The organism is Posidoniimonas polymericola (assembly GCF_007859935.1).
Taxonomy (GTDB): domain Bacteria; phylum Planctomycetota; class Planctomycetia; order Pirellulales; family Lacipirellulaceae; genus Posidoniimonas; species Posidoniimonas polymericola.
On sequence record NZ_SJPO01000004.1, the window covers coordinates 134,223 to 151,786 of the forward strand.

Genomic DNA, 17,564 nt, shown 5'->3' on the forward strand with positions numbered 1-17,564 from the left:
CTGAGAACCCCAGCGGCGCGTTCTCACTTGTCACTCAATGTGCCGTCGTGTTTTTGACTTAGTCAGTCGATTCGCCGGCGCCAGATCAGCAACACAGGAACTCATCTCATGCATAGCAAAGTCGCGAAGCTCTTCTCGCTATCGCTGGCCCTAACGTGCGCCGCCGCCGTCAATGCCGACACGCTTGTCTGGAACAATGGGACCGGCGCATTTGTCGGCAGCCAGACCTGGTCGTACGACAACGCCGGGGTGGTCGCCACGACCGACAACCCGTTCAATCACATCGGTGTACCGGGCGGCGTAGGCGGTGAGAACGTCGTGCTCATCGGCGGCGGCGGGGAGGTTACCCTCAGCTCGGCCGGCCAGGGCCCCTACTCGGACAACTCTTTCTACGAATTGCGGGTCGGCACGCTCGCCGGCGCCGCCGACCTTTCGGGCGTTGCGGGGGGCGCCGACCACCGGGGAGACGGAACCCTGACCGTCGACGGCGTCGACCTCCTGCTGTTCAACGACGGCGTAGGATCTGGCAACCTTATCGTCGGCGGCGCCAGCGGAATCTCGGGAACGGTCAACTGGAATTCAAGTGAAACCCTGGCCGCCAACAACCAACTGCGTGTCGGCCAGGGCGGGGTCGGCGTCTTCAATCAGAACGGCGGAGCGGTAGAGATCTCAGCCGTTTCCGGCCCCGCGGACCCCACCCGCGTCGGCAGCGGCGGCGGGACCGGAACCTACTACCTGAATGCAGGCAGCCTGCAGATCGGCTCTTCCGACGGCGGCGATGGCGGGCTGGAAAAGACCGTCACGGTCGGCATCGGCGTCGAAGGCGGATCCTCTTCGGGCGTGTTCAATCTCGGCGACGGCAGCGGTTCCGCGGGCTCCGCCTCGATGGAAACGTGGGGCAACGTAACAATCGGCGGCGCGGGCGGCACGGGCGTCCTCAACCTGTTTAGCGACGGCGCCTTGACCGTTAACTACGCCCCGGGGCTGGCCAGCTCCTCGCGGATCCAGATCGGAAACCAGGGCGGCTCGACCGGTTCGATCGTGCAGACGGGCGGCAGCGTGGCGACCGACGGCCTCATGAGCCTCGGCTTCAACACCGGCCAGGCGGCCTACACACTCAACGGCTCTGCAGGCTCGGTGAACGTGCGGGCCTTTGAGGCCTTCCAGTCGGTGGAGCTGAACTTCAACCTCGACGCGGGCGGGGCCACCACCATCAACGTGGAGGGCAACACCAACACCGCCGGCGATGTCGACGCCGGGAACTCGATGACGCTCAGCAGCCCCACGCTGAACATCTCGGGGCTCGGCAGCTACGCGTCGCTGGCGGACATCGTGTTGTTCGACCAGCTCGACCCCTCGGCTTCGCTGACCGGTACGTTCGGGAACTACACTCAGGGCCAGGTTGTCGGCCAGAACGCCGGCGGGGCCGACTTCTACCTGAACCTGTTCGGCGGCAACGGGAACGATGTTGTGCTGCAGAGCTCGCTGCCGAGCAGCAGCACCAACGGCCTGGTCTGGAACGCCGGAGCAGCGAACTTCGACTCTGGCTGGGCTTCCGGCGACGGCTCGTTCGGCGTCGCCGCGACGGGGGTCGACCCGTTCTCGGGTCTGCAAAATCTGTACCTCGGCAACAACGGCCACGCGACGTTCGACGGCGCGTCGAACACCTCGGCGGGGACCACAGTGAACAACGTGTTCGTTGGCACCAACAAGGCCGGCGCGGTCGTGGCGGGACGCAACGGCAACGGGACCCTCACGGTCAATGGTTCGCAGAACCTCACCGTGGACGACTCCGCCGCCGCAGGCGCCGAGGGCTTCTTCACCGTAGGCGAACAGGGCTTCACGGGAACCGTGAACTGGAACAGCGCCGGCACGCTCGACGCCCAGGGGCAGTTTCGGGTAGGGCGTGACGGCGGGACCGGCGTGGTCAATCAAACCGCCGGCGTCGTCCAGGGCGGAACCACTGGCGGCGGAGGCAAGTACTTGGGCATCGGCGACGGAACCGGCAGCCAGGGGACCTACAACCTCTACGGCGGAGCCCTGTACCCCGATGGGCAGGGCGCCGGGGCGCCGCTCCGCCAGTTCCGCGTCGGCCACAACGGCGCCGCCGGCACACTACGCGTAGGCGACGGCGCCGGAGCCGCGGAAACGGCTGTCTTCGAGAGCGAGGACGACCTGTGGATTGGTTCCGCTGGCGGCACGGGCGCGATTGAGATCCAAGCCGACGGCGTGCTCCGCCTAGTTGGCGAAAACGCGCCGATGTTTGTCGGCTACCGCAACAACGGAACCGGCGGAATTGGCTCGGTCAATCAGGAGGGCGGGCTGCTGCAAGTCGACAACCTGCTGACCATCGGCCAGGGCGAAGACTCGGTCGGCGAGTACCTGCTGAGCGGCGGCTCCGTACTCGCCGCCAATGACGGCGGCGGCGACGTCCGCATCGGCGGCGGCGGCGGAACCGGGACGCTCAGGGTCTCCGGCACGGGCGACTTCAGCTCGCAGGGCCGCCTGTTCATCGCCGAGGCCGGCGGTCAGGGCACGGTTGGCCTGCTTGAGATTACCGGCAGCCAGGCCGGCTTCACCATCAACAAGCTCGAGAACGCGCCCGGCACGGCCGGCCCCGGCGCCGGCAACGACGAGACGATCCGCTGGGTCGCCGACACGTCCGGCGTCACGCCGATCGTCGTCACCGGCCTATCCGAGACCGAGGTCGTGCAGATCCAAGACCCGGTCGAGCTGGCGGCCAACACCGGTACCGACGGCAGCGGCGACCTGATGGGCGACGGCATCGCGTTGTCGCTCGACCTGTCGGCGTTGTCGGGGAGTCAGTCCCTGACGCTGATCGACAACCAGAGCGCCGAGGCAATCCTCGGGTACTTCGAGAATGGCGCCACCATGAACCTGTACGAAGAGGGCGAGTCGATCCTCGGCACCGGCTTCGGTGGTCAGGTTACCATCTCTTACCTCGGCGGCACGGGCAATGACGTTGTCCTATCGCTGGTAGCCGCGGCCGGCCTGCCCGGCGACTACAACGGCGATGGCGTCGTAGACGCCGCCGACTACACGCAGTGGCGTGACAACAAGGGCGACGCGGACGAGTCGGCCATCATGAACAACGGCGACGGCGGCGGAATCACCGACTCGGACTACCTGGTGTGGCGGGACAACTACGGCCGCACCTCTGGTTCGCCTTCGGCGACCGCTGCGCCCGAGCCGCGCGGCGCGCTGCTCGCCGCACTAGCGTTCGGCGTGGCCCTTGCTAGCTTCACCCGGCGGCCAACGACTGCTCTGGCGCGATGCCGTTCGTAGTCGCAGCGTTTTCAACTCAACTTGTCCTTAATTCTAGTTCTGCAACTTTGAGAGGAGTCCTCATGAGGTCCACCAGTCTGACAGCCATCGCGGCCGGCGTGCTCGCGGCGGCGCTCGCCGCGCAGTGCTCGGCGGCGACAATCTACGCCGTGAACGACATCGGCCTGGTCAAGCGGTTCTCCGGCATCGCCAGCGGCGCCAACCCCGTTACCGACGGCTCCTTTGGCGGCGGTTCGGGCGTGCTGGTCGCCACGATCCCGGGCTACGGCGAGTACCAGGGGATGACCTTCGCGCCCGGCGGCGGCGTGCTGGGCGTGAACCCGGGCGGCGACGTCGTGCAGTGGTCGGGCATTGCTGACTGGCTGGCCAACGCCACCCCTGCCGTGCTGGCCGCCGACGTCTTCGCCGACAAGACCAACGGCAACGGCGCCGCTGCGGGCGGCGGTGCGGGCACGATCCACGGCCTCAGCTACGACGGCGGGACCGGCGGCTTCTACGTGACCCTCGAGGCAGATGACGACACCGACGGCGACGTCCGCCAGTACGCCAGCCTCGCCGATCTGCTCACGGATACGGGGGCCAATCTGGCCGCTCCGTACGGCGGCAACCTGCTGAACTTCTACTACCCCGATGAGGACGCGCCCAGCAACCGGGACGCACCGAACGACACCCCCGGGGCCAACTACTTCCAGATCGCCGGCAACGGCCAGCTCGAGGGCTTCCTGAGCCTGGCGGACTACGCCTCGGACCCGAACAACCGGACCTTCCAACAAGGCTTTGGTTCGGGACTGCGGGCCGCGTTTGCCGTCCCCGAGCCCTCGGCGTTGTGGCTCACAGCGTTCGCAGCCGCGTCGGCGTTCCGGCGTCGCCGAGCGAGCGTTTCTCACTAAGCGGGCAGGCTGACTGAGACCGCCGCCCTGGACCCTCATCGGTTCAGGGCGGCTCTTGCTTCACCGATCGACACCTTGAACAGGCCCTCAACGATGAGCGTCCGGCGGACCATCTTCCAATTCGTGCGCGTGGCGGCACGGCGATCCCTTCCCCTGACGCTCGGCGCGATCGCTCTGAGCGTGCCTCCGCTGCGCTGCGCGGCCCAGCCCGGCGCCGCGGCGCCCAACGTAATCGTCGTCAACATCGACGACATGGGGGCAGGCGACTTCAGCGTCTACGGCAGCCAGTACTCCTCAACCCCCAACATCGACCGACTCGCCTCCGAGGGGACGCGGTTCACCAACTTCTACGCGGGGGCGCCGATCTGCTCGCCGTCGCGCGCGGCGTTGTTCACCGGGCAGTACGCGGCCAGGTCGGGCATCAACTCGTTCCTCGACAACTCGACAAGCAACCTCAACCGCGACAACGCCAACAACCTGTCGCTGCAGGCGCCCTCCATGGCAGGGGCCTTCCAGCAGGCCGGCTACGCCACCGGCCACTTCGGCAAGTGGCACCTGGGCGGCGGGCGTGACGTGGGCTACGCGGACAACCCGACCCCGTCGACCAACCTGTCGGCGCCGCGGATCGTAGAGTACGGGTACGACGTCGCCTGGACGCAGTTCGAGGGGCTCGGCAACCGGATCGTCAACGTCGTGGACTACGGCGGCGACGCGGCCGGCGTCAGCACCCGTCCGAGCGCCTACTACAACGGGCTGAATCAGGCGACCGACAACCTCGGGACCAACGGCGGACAAGACCAGATCGTCTACCTCGAGCGAGAATTCAACGCCAACTTCATGGTCGACCGGGCGATCGAGTTCCTCGGCCAGTCGAAGCAGGCCGACCCGAGCAAGCCGGTCTTTATGAACGTCTGGCTCGACGAGGTGCACACCCCGCACGACCCGCCGCCGGCGCTCAGAGCCAAGTACGACGCCCTCTACCCCAATCTCCCGGCAGAGTCCCGCAACTACCTGGCGGTGCTGGAAGCGACCGACGCCCAGGTTGGCAAGCTCATCGACTACGTCGACCAGCAGGGCCTTGGCAACGAAACGCTCATCCTCGTCACCGCCGACAACGGCGCCACCGGGGTCAATGTGAACAACATCGGCTCCGCGGGACCGTCGCTGCGGGGGAGCAAAGGGGACCTGTTCGAAGGCGGCTACCGTGAGCCGCTGATCGCTCGCTGGACCGGCAATGTCGCCGCCAACCGAGTCGACGACCAGACCGTCATGTGGCAGACCGACCTGTTCCCGACCCTCACCGCGATCGCCGGCGTCAGCCCGCCGCCCAACGCCGCGTTCGATGGCGAGGACATGAGCACCGCCCTGCTCGGACAGGCCACTCAGGCCCGCACCACGCCGCTGTTCTGGAACATGAACCGCGGAACAGAAGACCGCCACAACAACCCCGACGCCAGCGGCGCGGGGGCCGGCGGCCAGGAGGTGCTCGCGATCCGGTCGGGCGACTGGAAGCTGATCCTCAACGCCCGCGGCTCGTCGCCCGAACTCTACAATATCGCTCAAGACCCGGGCGAGACCACCAACCTGGCCACCGCCGAGGCGTCGCGGACAAGTGGCCTCGCGGCCCAGGCGCTCGCCATCCGCTACTCGACCCCGTCGCGGACGCTGCCGGACGCGGTCGACGCGATTGTCCAGCTTAAAGCCGAGGACCTCGCCGAGCTCGGGTCGGGCGCGTCGGTCTCGTCGTGGTCCGACGCCGCTGGCGGCGACTCGTTCAACGGCACAGTCAACCAATCCAACGCGTCGGCCCAGCCAACCGTTGTGATCGGCGCGCTCAACGGCAAGGCGGTCGTCCAATTCGATGGCGACGACTCCCTGCTGTCGAGCACCAGCAACTCGCTGCCCTCCCCAGAGGCAGGCGTCACGGTGTTTGCCGTCGCCAAGGGGGACGGATCCGGCGACCCGGCAGAGCGGCTCGCCCAGCTGGGCTCCAGCGGCGGCGGTGGCGGGCAGATTGTCGGCCTGGATGCCTCGACAAGCGGCACGTCCACCAGCAACGGCGGGGCCGGATTCCGGTTCAATGACGGGGCCTCGCTCTACGACACGCCGCTCGACGCCGACGACTTCCACATCGTCGCGTGGCAGGTCGACCCGGCAAGAACCTACAGCGAGGCGACGCTGTTCGTCGACGGCACGCTACCCGCCAACACCTTCTCAGGCAGCAGCACCACACCGGCGGGCGTCGCCGGCTTCAGCGGTTCGGACCTCGAGCTGATCCTCGGCACGGGCCGGTCCGGTGGGGGCGGCCTGCTGTCGACCGACAACTACACCGGCCAGCTCGCCGAGCTGCTGGTGTTCAACGAGCAGCTCGACCTCGGCCAGATGAACCTTGTCGCCAACTACCTCAGCTCCGAGTACGGGCTGCCCTTCGCCTACCAGACAAACCTGGACCTGTTCAACGTGAGCGGTCTGGCGTGGGTCGGCGGCGAGGCAGACTTCGGCTCGTTCTGGAACTCGGGCGACGGCGCCGGCAACCCCGCCGCCAGCAACACCCACCCGTTCGCGACCACCGGCAGCGACCTCTACCTCGGCAACGGGGGCGCCGCGATCTACGACGCGTCGACCACGCTGCCGGGCGAACCACGCATCAACAAGATGCAGATTGGAACCGCCACGAGCGGGCTCATCGTCAGCAACTCGGCCGGCAACGGGACGCTCGTCGCACGCGACGGAGTGAATCTGACAATCGGCTCGGGCAGCGCCCCCGGCGCCGACCCCGAAACAGGCGACCTGACCATCGGCCAAGATGGATTCGCTGGCACGCTGCGTTGGGAGAGCACCGGCACGCTCAATGTCGAGGGCCGGCTGCGCGTCGGCCAGGGGGGCGACGGCGTGTTCGAGCAAACCAACGGAGTCGTGTCGGCCGGCCACGTCGCCGGCAGCCTCAAGTTCCTCGCAATCGGCAACGGCGCCGGCAGCAACGGCGTCTACCGCCTCGAGAACGGCCAGCTGCTGCCCGGCGGCGGCGCCAATGGGCCCCAGCTGCGGCACCTGCGGGTCGGCTACGCGGGAGCTACCGGCCTGCTAGAAGTCGGCGACGGCGCAGGCGCCGCTGGGCCGGCGTTTGTCGGCACACGCGACGACCTCTACATCGGCTACGACGGCGGCTCGGGGACCCTCGCTATTGAGGCCGACGGCGAGGTCCTGCTCGCCGGCAACGACGCGCCCGTGTTCATCGGCCTCAACGCCGGCAGCAGCGGCGCCGTCCATCAGCAAGGCGGCCGCTTTCGGAGCGACGGCCGCTTCAGCATCGGCGAGGGGGTCGGCGCCAGCGGCGTCTACGAGATCAGCAGCGGCGAGTTGATCACCGGCGCCGACGGCGCGGCCACGGTGTTCGTCGGCTCCAACGGAGGCAGCGGCGCCATGCGAGTGTCCGGCGACGCGTCGGTCGTGCACAACGGCACGGTCGCCCTGGCTGACGGCGCCACGGGCACTTCGGGGCGGCTCGAGTTCCTCGGCGCCAACGCCTCTTTCCGCACCAGACGCCTAGAGAACGCGGGCCAGGGAGCGACAGAGGCACTCCGCTGGGAAGCCGATGCCGAAGGCGTGACGGCGCTGGTAGTCACCGGTTCCGGCTCCGCGGACGACGTTCAGCTGCAAAGCCCGAGCGAGCTGGCCGCGAACACCGGCGCCAACGGCGGCGGCGACCTGCGGGGCGATGGCTCGGCGCTCGAGCTCGACCTCTCCGCGCTGACAGGCGCCCACACCCTCACGCTCATCGACAACCTCACCGGCCACGCGATCGCCGGCTACTTCGAGGCGGCCGAATCGGGAGACCTGATCGAGGAAGGCGAGCAGATCATCGGCACCGGCTACAACGGCGTGGTGACCCTCTCTTACCTCGGCGGCGATGGGAACGACGCCGTGCTGACGCTCACCTCGGGCCTGGTCGGCGACTACAACAGCGACGGCGTCGTCGACGCCGCCGACTACACCCTCTGGCGCGACAACCGCAGCGGCGGCCCCAACGCCCTGGTCAACCGAGCCACGGGCCTTGAGGGCGCACCCATCGGAACCGCCGACCTCGAAGCGTGGCGGGCCAACTACGGCCAGTCGCTAGCCAACAGCCAGGGCGATTCCGGCGCCGTGCCGGAGCCTTCCGCCGCCTGGCTAATTCTGCCAGCGATCGTCGCCTGTTCGCGATCCGTCCGGAAAAGCTGAGCCGCAGGCTACGAAAACAGATGGGCGCGGCCAGAATGGCAACGAATTGTCCGCGAACAGCCGGAGAATAGAAATCGGGGCAACTGGACGCCAGTTGAACTTTTTCTGAGCAAGCTCGTCGACCTCACGGCATCGCAAGTCATGGCGTTGAAGGAGCTTATACGAGATCAGATTGACGAGGAATCGCAGTAGCTTGGCCATCCCGCAGGCGAAGGCGACAATCGACAAACCTCTTCCTCCAACAGCCGCTCCGCTGAGGCTTGCCCACCTTCGCGGATCCAGTTCTCCCGAGGAACAACGGTTTTCCTTGACCATGTACGGTATCGTGCCGTACACTTGCAGTGAGGAGATTGAAACCATGTTCCAACCCGAAACCAAAACCGCCCGCCTCGAAGCCCGGCTCCCCGAGTCGGTGCTCGGGCTCTTGCGCCAAGCGGCCGACCTGCAGGGACGGTCGCTGTCGGACTTCGTTGTCTGCTCGGCCCGGGAAGCAGCCGAACGGGCAATCGCGGACCACGATGTGTTGCGGCTATCGCTCGCCGACCAGAAACAGTTCGCCGCCCAGCTCGCCAAGCCGAAGAAGCCGACGGCCGCTATGAAGCGGGCCGCGAAACGGCACTCGGACTTGATTGAGCCGTCGTGACGAAGCCCTTCCGCATCGAGCGGCTCGCCAAGCAAGATCGCAGCGGCTTCGACTGCGGCATCCCCCCGCTCAACGACTACCTCCATAAGCAAGCGGGGCAAGACGAACGCCGCCGCTTTGCAGCCTGCTACTTGCTGGTCGATGCCGCGACAAGCGAGGTGGCCGGCTACTACACGCTTGCCGCCGGCAGTGTGCTGCTGGGCGACCTTCCTCAAGCGACGGCGAAGAAGTTGCCGCGCTACCCGAGCGTCCCGGTCGTGCGGATCGGTCGCTTGGCGGTTGATCAGCGCTACCAAGGGAAAAAGCTCGGCGGCGTCTTGCTCGTCGATGCGATCCAGCGGGCCGCTTCCACTGACGTGGGAGTGTACGCCGTCATCGTCGACGCCAAAGACGAAGCGGCCGCCACGTTCTATGAACACCACGGCTTCACTCGCTTCGAGTCGGCGCCGCGGGTTCTCTTTCTTCCGGTGGCGAGCGGTTTGGCTAACCTCCCGTAGCTTTCTATGATCTTCGTTCAGGCGTTCTACTGGCTCTTCCGAGCGGCGTTGGTCCCGCGGGCTTGTCTGGTGGCTGAGAACGCCGCATTGCGGCAGCAACTGGTTTGCTACCAGCGGAAGCGAGGCCGGCCAAGGATCGCTGGAGCCGACCGGCTGTTCTGGGTACTGCTCAAGCAGTTCTGGAGCGGCTGGAAGTCATCGCTCGTGATCGTGCAGCCCGACACCGTGTGCCGCTGGCATCGTCAGGGGTTTCGGATTCTCTGGCGGTGGAAGTCACGACGGCAGGGACGGCCACTGATTGACGCCGAACTCCGGGCGTTGATCCGACGAATGTCCCGAGAGAACCCGCTGTGGGGAGCGCCGCGGATCCGGGCCGAGTTGCGGCTCTTGGGCTACGAGATCGCCGAGTCGACCGTCGCCCGGTACATGGTGCGGCGTCGTGGGAATCCCTCGCCCGGCTGGAAGACGTTCCTCGCCAACCACTCGCAAGAGATCGCCGCGTGCGACTTCTTTGTCGTTCCCACGGCCACGTTTCGGATGCTGTACTGTTTCGTGATCCTCTCGCACGACCGCCGGCGGGTGCTGCATTTTAATGTCACGACCAACCCGACCGCGCGGTGGACCGCCCAGCAGCTGACCGAGGCCTTTCCGTTCGATGCCGCTCCCCGCTATCTCCGACGCGACAATGACGCGATCTACGGCAAGGTGTTTCAGCAACGGATCGCTGCACTCGGGATCGAAGACCGCCCCACGACGCCTGGCAGTCCCTGGCAGAACGCCTACGTGGAGCGACTCGTCGGCACGGTGCGCCGCGAGTGCCTGGACCACGTCATCGTCCTGGGCAAGGACCATCTGCGTCGCGTCCTATCGAAATTCTTCGCTTACTACAACGGCAGCCGCGCGCACCAAGGGCTCGAAGGAGATGCGCCGTTGGGGCGCGAGCGAGAGCCGCCAGAGCTTGGCGACGTCGTGGCCACGCCCGTTCTTGGCGGGCTGCACCATTGCTACTCGCGCCGCGCGGCGTGAACATCTGCTCGCGGCCACTTCACCCGGCCTGTCTTGGCGTCTGCGCCGAGCGTGAAATCTGTGTGGGATTCGGCTGTTGGCGCAGTCTGTGTTGACTCCCCGCCTCCGCCTGTTACCGGCTCAAGCACCGGGATCCCCTCCGCCGGGCATTACCCAGACCGCCATTCTGAGTTTTCGGGAGGGACAGCCGTGCGCACCAAGGTCTCGATGGCGACGCGCCCGCGGGCCGCAACAAAGAGCCGCCCGAGCTTGGCCCCGTCGTCGCCACGTCAGTGCTCGGCGGGCTCCATCACACGTACTCACGCCAAGCGGCGTGACGCTCTTTTCCCCGCCGCCCGCTACACGGGCTGTCTCAACCTGCGCGCCGCCTTCAAAAAACGCGTCACAATAGGCCGCTGGCGTGCTTTCTAGCGAACGGCAGCCGCATGCTTCGTTCGGGCACATCCTCCTAAATCCCCCCGCTCCGCCTTGCCCAGCTTCCCGGATTGAGTTTTCGGGAGGGACAGGTAGTGTGTGTTGCCCTGGCGCTTCCTCCAAAATCACTCCGCTCCGACTTGCCCAGCTTTTCGAATTGAGTTTTCGGGAGGGACAGGGCACGGTTAGACCGCGCGCAATCGTTTGCGTGTGACGGCAACCTCTCTTGTAAATGGATTGATTATTTCTACCTCTTCAAACTCGAACATGGTGTCCCAGAGTCGTACGCCTTTGCACCAATCTTCAAGCCAAGAATGCAGTGCATACGGGGTTTGGGTGAACCCATCTTCATCTAGAGTGAAAATGCTGTTCACAGTGGTAGAGCAGTCTACGCAAGACCACACGGAGGAACCCCAACCGCAAATCGGAAGCAAGTTGGGATTCCACTCGCTGCCGGTGGATTCGACCGCAGAGCGAAGGAAGTTGCGTAACTCGAGTAGAGTTCGGCCATCACTGTCGCTATGACCATTGGTAGTACCTAGCAGTCCGTACCCCGGCCCGAATCCTCCGTTGGCAATCTGGGTTAACAGTGCCTTAAGAAGCCTGGGGATGTTTAATGACAACGCGACTTCAGCGCTCGCGATTTCCTCAGCACTTGCTGGTGGAGGCAGACTTGAACTGATCCTGTGCGAGAAATCATGCCTATGTTCGGCATCATTTGCCCTAACCAAGAGTTGAGAAACTAGAAACTCTTCATCCACTGAGTTGGCCTCATCTTTGTCAAAGGTCGAGTGGAAAACTAAAAGATCTTGGTCCAGTTAGAACTCCACCAAGCCCTTCAATATCGCCAGCGCAAGTTGGGCAAATGTCATTCGTTGTCACCCCATTTGTTGGCGTTAAACCGTTTCGCCCAGCATGATCAAGCATCGTGATCTCGGCATCTGCACGAGGAAGGTCATTTGTAGGTGTGAGCCCCCTCTCTCTAGCTAGCCTTTTCTGGGCTTCAGATAGGTCGCTCGCACCACCAGACACCAAGGTGACCCCTTCCCGCGTCTCTGTTATCGCTACCGTTCGCCGATCGTTGAGGGGCGGTTTCTCTACATCGGCGATTTCCCTTGCTAGTTCAGGTGACGCCTTTGGGGCAACAACCTCAGCCGACGCCTTCTGCGGGTCCGCACAGCTATTATGCACAAGCAGCCCGACGTTGCCAACCGCGTAGGTATGATCCTGCTCGACAGTCAGGTTGAACACCGGCGTGTTGGTGACGAACTCTTGCTCGATCCGCCTCACGTACTGCTGCTGACCGTGGCGGTCGATCAGCACGTCGCCGGGGCGGAGGTCGTGGGAGTTGACCCAGCGGCCGGGCAGGCTCTGGCCCTGGTCTTCGCGGTCATTCAGTTCGGCTGGGGTCGGCCGCGCCTCTAGTTCGCGGCCGTTCAGCACCCAAACGGGGTGGTGCACCGTGGCGCGGAACGAGTCGCCGCCGGTCGTGGTGACCGTGACCAGCGAGTCCTCGTACACGTTGTCGTGAACGCCTTCCACGCGCCGCGGCGACCACGTCCCGCTGGCGTGGTCGAACGCCAGCACGAAGTCGCCCTTGCGCAGCTCGCCGATCGGCCGCAGCCCCTTCGGGGTCGCGACCGGCGTGTCGGACGTGAAGCAGTAGCCATCGGGTTGAATGACGTTGATCTCATCATTCGCCCGCCGCAGCTTCTCTGCGTTGGGCACGTCGTCGGCGTGGCTGCGGGGCCCATCGGCCGCGCGGCCGGTCGCCAGGTCGGCGGCGCTCTCGATCACGCCAGCTATATCGCCCTGGTAGGCCGACCGAGCCAGATCGAGCGCCGACTGTGCCTGATCGGACTTGTCGAGCACCTCGCCGGCCAGGCCCGCGGCCCGCTGGGCGGCCGGGTTGGAGACGAGCGAGGTGATCGCCTTCGGCGCCCGTTGGACGACCTTCGCGGCGCCGCCGATCAGCTTGCCCGCCGCGCCCCCCTGCGCGACCGCGCCGAACGAGCGGCCGGCCGCCTCCGGCAACGCCCGCAGGTCCGCGTCGCGGATGCCGGCCTGGTCGAGGGCGGCGCTCGCGTCGTCGCTGGTTTCGGCGTAACCAAAAGACAGCGTGTCGATCGCGAACAGCACTTCGGCCTTGAGGATGTTGCCCACTTGGGAGAAGTAGCCGGGGTTCTCAATTCCCCCCGTGATCGACTCCCAACTGATCGGCTCCTTGGCGACGGTGGCGGGATCGACCTCATCGACCTCGAAGTAGGTCCCTTCAGTGTTGTACGGGTGGCTGTTATCGGCGATGCTGGTGGGGTTGGGGTGATCGGTCTTGCCCGAGATGACTTCACGGTATGGCGTGACCTTCTCGCCGCTATTCGGTGGCGTACCGATGGTCTTAACCGTCAAGGTGTCTGAGCTTTCGTAGTAAGAAAATGGATTGTCTTCGTCGTCGAGCCCGGTTTTGTATTCGATGTTCTTGAAACTATCCGTATCGATAGACCAATGTTTTTCTTCCGTTGTTTTGCTCTTATCAGTGTCTGACGCCGTATCGTAGGAACCTGAGACGGTCTTGGAGTCGCCCGCCCGCAAGACGCCGACATTGTGGACAATCTCCTTGAGATCTCCGTTGCTCCACGTCTCGTCGTGTTGCCTGCGCAGCTCGTCTCCCTTCTCCTGGTTGCTAGTGGCCGTGGTGATCGTGTACTTGGCTTTCTGGGGGTAATAAAGGTGTCAGGAACCGTTTTCTGCTTCAAAGAGTTCTTCGCTTACTACAACGAGCGCCGTGCGCACCAAGGTCTCGATGGCGACGCGCCCGCGAGCCGCAACAAGGAGCCACCCGAGCTTGGCCCGGTCGTGGCCACTCCGGTGCTCGGCGGACTGCACCACAGCTACTCACGCCGCGCGGCCTGAGACTCTTTTCTGCTGCCCGCTGCGGGGGCTGGCTCAACGTGTGCGCCGAAAGAAAACGCTGCGTCAATCGAGGTCGTTGACGGGCTTTCAGACGACCGGCAGTCGTGTGCTTTGCAGATCTCTTTACTCCACAATCACTCCGTTTTGCCTTGTCCAGCTTGCCGGATTGAGTTTTCGGGAGGGACAGGGCCTCTGGGGGCCAGGCTGAGCACGCACGCCGTGCCGTCTAGCGTGCGGACCTCGTCGCCCGGGCTTAGCTGGTCGGCGCGGACGAAGTCCTGCTCGGCCTTGCTCCAGAACGGGTGTTGGGGGTCGCGCCGATTGGCTTGGCGACGCCCTCGATCGCGGGAACGGAGTGGTCAACCTCAAGTGTTAATTTAACCGCTGGCCGTGAATCTCTGCTCTCCAAAATCTACAAGCTTCCAAGAGGATTTCTCTTTCGGTTGGATCACTGTTCCCCTGGTCCTTTAGCTTCTTGCTCAAATAATCTTCAAGCGACTGACTAACTGGTATACCTAATTCTTTTCGGCGGTCAGCATAGCCTCGAATCGGCGCTTTTTCCTCTCTTATAAATCGCCTTACCGCATCCAGCCCCAAAAGCATACTAATTATCTCGTTGACGCTTGCGGCGTACACAAATGGCGCTGTTAGTACGTGATCAATCAACTCATCAACGAAATCGGTTATTTCTTGGGTCGATTTCATGGATCGAAGCGAAGAGATTGCTTTCTCCTAGTTTTTACGAATTCCTAGATTTCTGCGTGCTTCACCAAGGCTCCGGTATCCGTTGAGCTTTCGCACTTGGTCGAAGTAGTCTCGTGCTGGAATTCCTTCTGGGTGCAAGGGGTCGTATGCCTTGCCACCTTTGACAAGGACCGCGTGCTCATATTGGTCCGCATCGTATTTCGGAAGAGGTATTTTGCCTCTCGTGGGGTTAGGTGAATCTATTCGCACCACAGAACCGCCAATTTCGCTCTGCTTTCGCCTGGCCCAGTCAAAGCAGTTTTCTGGCGTTCCATTATGAACCAGCACCCCCGCATCCCCGATGCGGTAGACGTGCTCGAACTGCACCTCGAGGTTGTAGACCGGCTCGGGCGGGCCTCTGGGGCCCAGGCTGAGCACGCACGCCGTGCCGTCTAGCGTGCGGACCTCGTCGCCGGGGCTTAGCTGGTCGGCGCGGACGAAGGCCTGCTTGGCCTCGCTCCAGAAGGGGTGGTTGGGGGTCGTGCCGATCGGCTCGGCCACGCCTTCAATCGCAACATAAATGGTGCTGGCCGCGTGGTGGTGGAACGTGGCGGTCACCACCCGTCCGGGGCCCTGGGCGATCTCGGGGCAAGGGCCCACCGCCAGCACGTCGGCCAGGCCGCTGATGCCGCACTCGGGCACGTCAATCTGTACCTTGCCGCCCGGCCGCACCTGACGCTCTGTCAGCCAATTGACTGGCCGCAGCATCACCACGTCGGCCAGCGTGCCGTCCCGCTTTGGGCAGCGGAGCGTCATCTGCCGCCACTCGGATGGGGCCGTGATGTCCGCGCCTACGCGGTGGTCCCGCTCGGCGGACGGGTTCTCGCCGATCCACATCCGTTGGCCGACCGTGATCGTCTCGATCGCCTGAGGGACCGGCTCATACTGCGGCTCCGACGAGAGTGATGCGGGGGTAACTGAAACCACCCGCTCAGCGCTTGGCGGTTGGGCGGAGCCTCGCCACAAGAATAACGCCGACGCTGTGAGCAGCGACGCGACGATCAGGAGGTCGCGAATTCGACTTGGCATGGGCGAAACTGCGTAGTAGATGATAGCTGCTTGCTTCTAACTCGCAGCAAGAACAACCAATTCGTGCTTAGCCAAATTAAACTCCGCAGTCCAGGTCTTTTGCCCAAGGTGGCCGACTGCCTGCGCAAACAGACAACTAGCTTCTACCGAGTCCTGTCTTTCCAAGGCCTTAACACCGCGGTAAAAGTCAAATCGGCACCTCTCGTCAGGCTGCCTGATAGGGTGTAGTTGCTCCAGGCGCTCCATTACTGAACCTTCATCCAACTTGTCAGCAAGGAAACAGCCAATCGGACCGGGCCAATTCTTTGAAATGCCTGCTCTAAGCTTGTTCCGTATTGTCTCCTCGGCGTAATTGCCAAGCTCTACATCTTGCAGCCTCAATGCGAAATAGTAGCAAAGGAGCGCTGGGATGAGATTACCTGCCGCATCTCCGTAATGGCATTTCAGTGCTTTCTGAAGGGTTGATGTGGCTGTGTCTGTTTTCGACTGCATCCAATACAGCGATGCTAGTTCGCAGTAGTCGCGACTGCTTGGAGCGGAGTCGTCGCCGAGCAAAGCTTCGATTGCAAGGTGAGCTGAATCTAGATCGCCCATTCGCAATGCTGCCAGGCCTAGCGATCGATTTAGGAGCTCTTTCTTCTTATCATCCCCGCATTCATCTGTGATGCCCTCGGCTGTAAGGCGCATTACAATCTGCTCATAGTCACGGTAAACCAGTGCATCAGCAATTTCCTCAGATGTCAATGGAAAACTCCACCGTTAGATATGTCACCTGTCGCCGGGTCGTAATGAAAGAAACCGTTGCGGTCATAATCCCATCTTCCGGATTGGTTTTCGAAGGCCTTGAACCCAGATTCAGTGCCAGGTTTTAGCTCCGCAACATCAAAGCCTGGGTCTTTGCCACCTCTCCAGATCGCATCAGGTCCTGTCTGCCCCGGACCCACATATGTATCAAATTCTGAACCAGGAAACTTATCTTCTAGGTACTGCGGGAAATCTTGGTGCGTAGCAGTGCCGAAGTCCCTTCGCGACGCGTTGTTCGGCGTAAAGCACGTGCCGTGCCCTAGCCCTGTTAGGGGAATGAACCCACCATTATGCACCAACACGCCCGCTTCGCCGACGCGGTACACATGCTCGAACTGGACCTCAAGGTTGTAAACCGGCTCGGGCGGGCCTCTGGGGCCCAGGCTGAGCACGCACGCCGTGCCGTCTAGCGTGCGGACCTCGTCGCCGGGGCCTAGCTGGTCGGCGCGGACGAAGGCCTGCTTGCTCTCGCTCCAGAACGGGTGGTTGGGGGTCGTGCCGATCGGCTCGGCCACGCCTTCAATCGCAACATCAATGGTGCTGGCCGCGTGGTGGTGGAACGTGGCGGTCACCACCCGTCCGGGGCCCTGGGCGATCTCGGGGCAAGGGCCCACCGCCAGCACGTCGGCCAGGCCGCTGATGCCGCACTCGGGCACGTCAATCTGTACCTTGCCGCCCGGCCGCACCTGACGCTCCGCTAACCAATTGACTGGCCGCAGCATCACCACGTCCGCCTGCGTGCCGTCCCGCTTCGGGCAGCGGAGCGTCATCTGCCGCCACCCGGACGGGTCCGTGATGTCCGCTCCCACGCGGTGGTCCCGCTCGGCGGACGGGTTTTCGCCGATCCACATCCGCTGGCCGACCGTGATCGTCTCGATCGCCTGAGGGACCGGCTCATACTGCGGCTCGGACGAGAGCGATGCGGGGGTAACTGAAACCACCCGCTCAGCGCTTGGCGGTTGGGCGGAGCCTCGCCACAAGAATAACGCCGACGCAGTGAGCAGCGTGGCGACGATCAGGAGGTCGCGAAATGGACTTGGCATGCTAGGGGCTCCTGCTTGCTGCGCAAGAAGGTGAGGG

13 protein-coding genes are annotated in these 17,564 nt (G+C 64.1%); 7 read left to right on the forward strand and 6 right to left on the reverse strand.

Annotation, left to right across the window (positions count from 1 at the left end; genetic code table 11):
- The first annotated feature begins 108 nt into the window (after positions 1–108).
- The 6 genes from Pla123a_RS09650 to Pla123a_RS09675 all read left to right on the forward strand — a co-directional run bounded on the left by Pla123a_RS09650 (position 109) and on the right by Pla123a_RS09675 (position 10,583).
- Positions 109–3,306: a beta strand repeat-containing protein gene (locus Pla123a_RS09650; protein WP_146586312.1), complete on the forward strand. Its 3,198-nt coding sequence runs from the start codon at positions 109–111 to the stop codon at positions 3,304–3,306.
- Positions 3,307–3,368: 62 nt separating this feature from the next.
- Positions 3,369–4,196, forward strand: coding sequence for a PEP-CTERM sorting domain-containing protein (locus Pla123a_RS09655; protein ID WP_146586313.1), 828 nt, complete (start codon positions 3,369–3,371; stop codon positions 4,194–4,196).
- A 75-nt stretch (positions 4,197–4,271) separates the two neighbouring features.
- Positions 4,272–8,417: a sulfatase-like hydrolase/transferase gene (locus Pla123a_RS09660; RefSeq protein ID WP_146586315.1), complete on the forward strand. Its 4,146-nt coding sequence runs from the start codon at positions 4,272–4,274 to the stop codon at positions 8,415–8,417.
- A 358-nt stretch (positions 8,418–8,775) separates the two neighbouring features.
- Positions 8,776–9,060 carry a type II toxin-antitoxin system TacA family antitoxin gene (locus Pla123a_RS09665; protein ID WP_197527833.1) on the forward strand — a complete coding sequence of 95 codons (285 nt, stop codon included), beginning with the start codon at positions 8,776–8,778 and terminating at the stop codon, positions 9,058–9,060.
- Positions 9,057–9,557: a GNAT family N-acetyltransferase gene (locus Pla123a_RS09670; RefSeq protein WP_146586317.1), complete on the forward strand. Its 501-nt coding sequence runs from the start codon at positions 9,057–9,059 to the stop codon at positions 9,555–9,557. The genes Pla123a_RS09665 and Pla123a_RS09670 overlap by 4 nt, the downstream gene beginning before the upstream one ends.
- A gap of 6 nt (positions 9,558–9,563) precedes the next feature.
- Positions 9,564–10,583: an integrase core domain-containing protein gene (locus Pla123a_RS09675; RefSeq protein WP_146586319.1), complete on the forward strand. Its 1,020-nt coding sequence runs from the start codon at positions 9,564–9,566 to the stop codon at positions 10,581–10,583.
- A gap of 599 nt (positions 10,584–11,182) precedes the next feature.
- Here Pla123a_RS09675 and Pla123a_RS25265 read toward each other — a convergent pair.
- Entirely contained in the window at positions 11,183–11,758 is a 576-nt protein-coding gene (locus Pla123a_RS25265) for an SMI1/KNR4 family protein (protein ID WP_197527834.1), read from the reverse strand.
- A 19-nt stretch (positions 11,759–11,777) separates the two neighbouring features.
- The gene (locus tag Pla123a_RS09685) at positions 11,778–13,586 is read right to left on the reverse strand and encodes a Hint domain-containing protein (RefSeq protein ID WP_146586321.1); all 1,809 of its coding nucleotides are present in this window, start codon (positions 13,584–13,586) and stop codon (positions 11,778–11,780) included.
- 12 nt (positions 13,587–13,598) lie between these two features.
- On the opposite strand from Pla123a_RS09685, the gene Pla123a_RS24555 reads away from it, so the two are divergent.
- Positions 13,599–13,907 (forward strand): hypothetical protein, encoded by a 309-nt coding sequence (locus Pla123a_RS24555; RefSeq protein WP_197527835.1) that lies wholly within the window; start codon positions 13,599–13,601, stop codon positions 13,905–13,907.
- A 372-nt stretch (positions 13,908–14,279) separates the two neighbouring features.
- Here the strand turns inward: Pla123a_RS24555 and Pla123a_RS09695 are convergent, their stop codons facing one another.
- From Pla123a_RS09695 to Pla123a_RS09710, 4 genes are read right to left on the reverse strand one after another with little or no spacing between them, the layout of a single operon-like run.
- The gene (locus Pla123a_RS09695; RefSeq protein WP_146586325.1) at positions 14,280–14,612 is read right to left on the reverse strand and encodes a hypothetical protein; all 333 of its coding nucleotides are present in this window, start codon (positions 14,610–14,612) and stop codon (positions 14,280–14,282) included.
- A gap of 27 nt (positions 14,613–14,639) precedes the next feature.
- Complete coding sequence (locus tag Pla123a_RS09700) at positions 14,640–15,680, reverse strand: polymorphic toxin-type HINT domain-containing protein (protein WP_146586327.1); 1,041 nt, start codon at positions 15,678–15,680, stop codon at positions 14,640–14,642.
- 36 nt (positions 15,681–15,716) lie between these two features.
- Positions 15,717–16,424: a hypothetical protein gene (locus tag Pla123a_RS09705; protein ID WP_146586329.1), complete on the reverse strand. Its 708-nt coding sequence runs from the start codon at positions 16,422–16,424 to the stop codon at positions 15,717–15,719.
- Complete coding sequence (locus Pla123a_RS09710; RefSeq protein ID WP_146586331.1) at positions 16,421–17,527, reverse strand: polymorphic toxin-type HINT domain-containing protein; 1,107 nt, start codon at positions 17,525–17,527, stop codon at positions 16,421–16,423. Before Pla123a_RS09710 ends, Pla123a_RS09705 begins: the two co-directional genes overlap by 4 nt.
- Between the last annotated feature and the right edge of the window lie 37 nt (positions 17,528–17,564).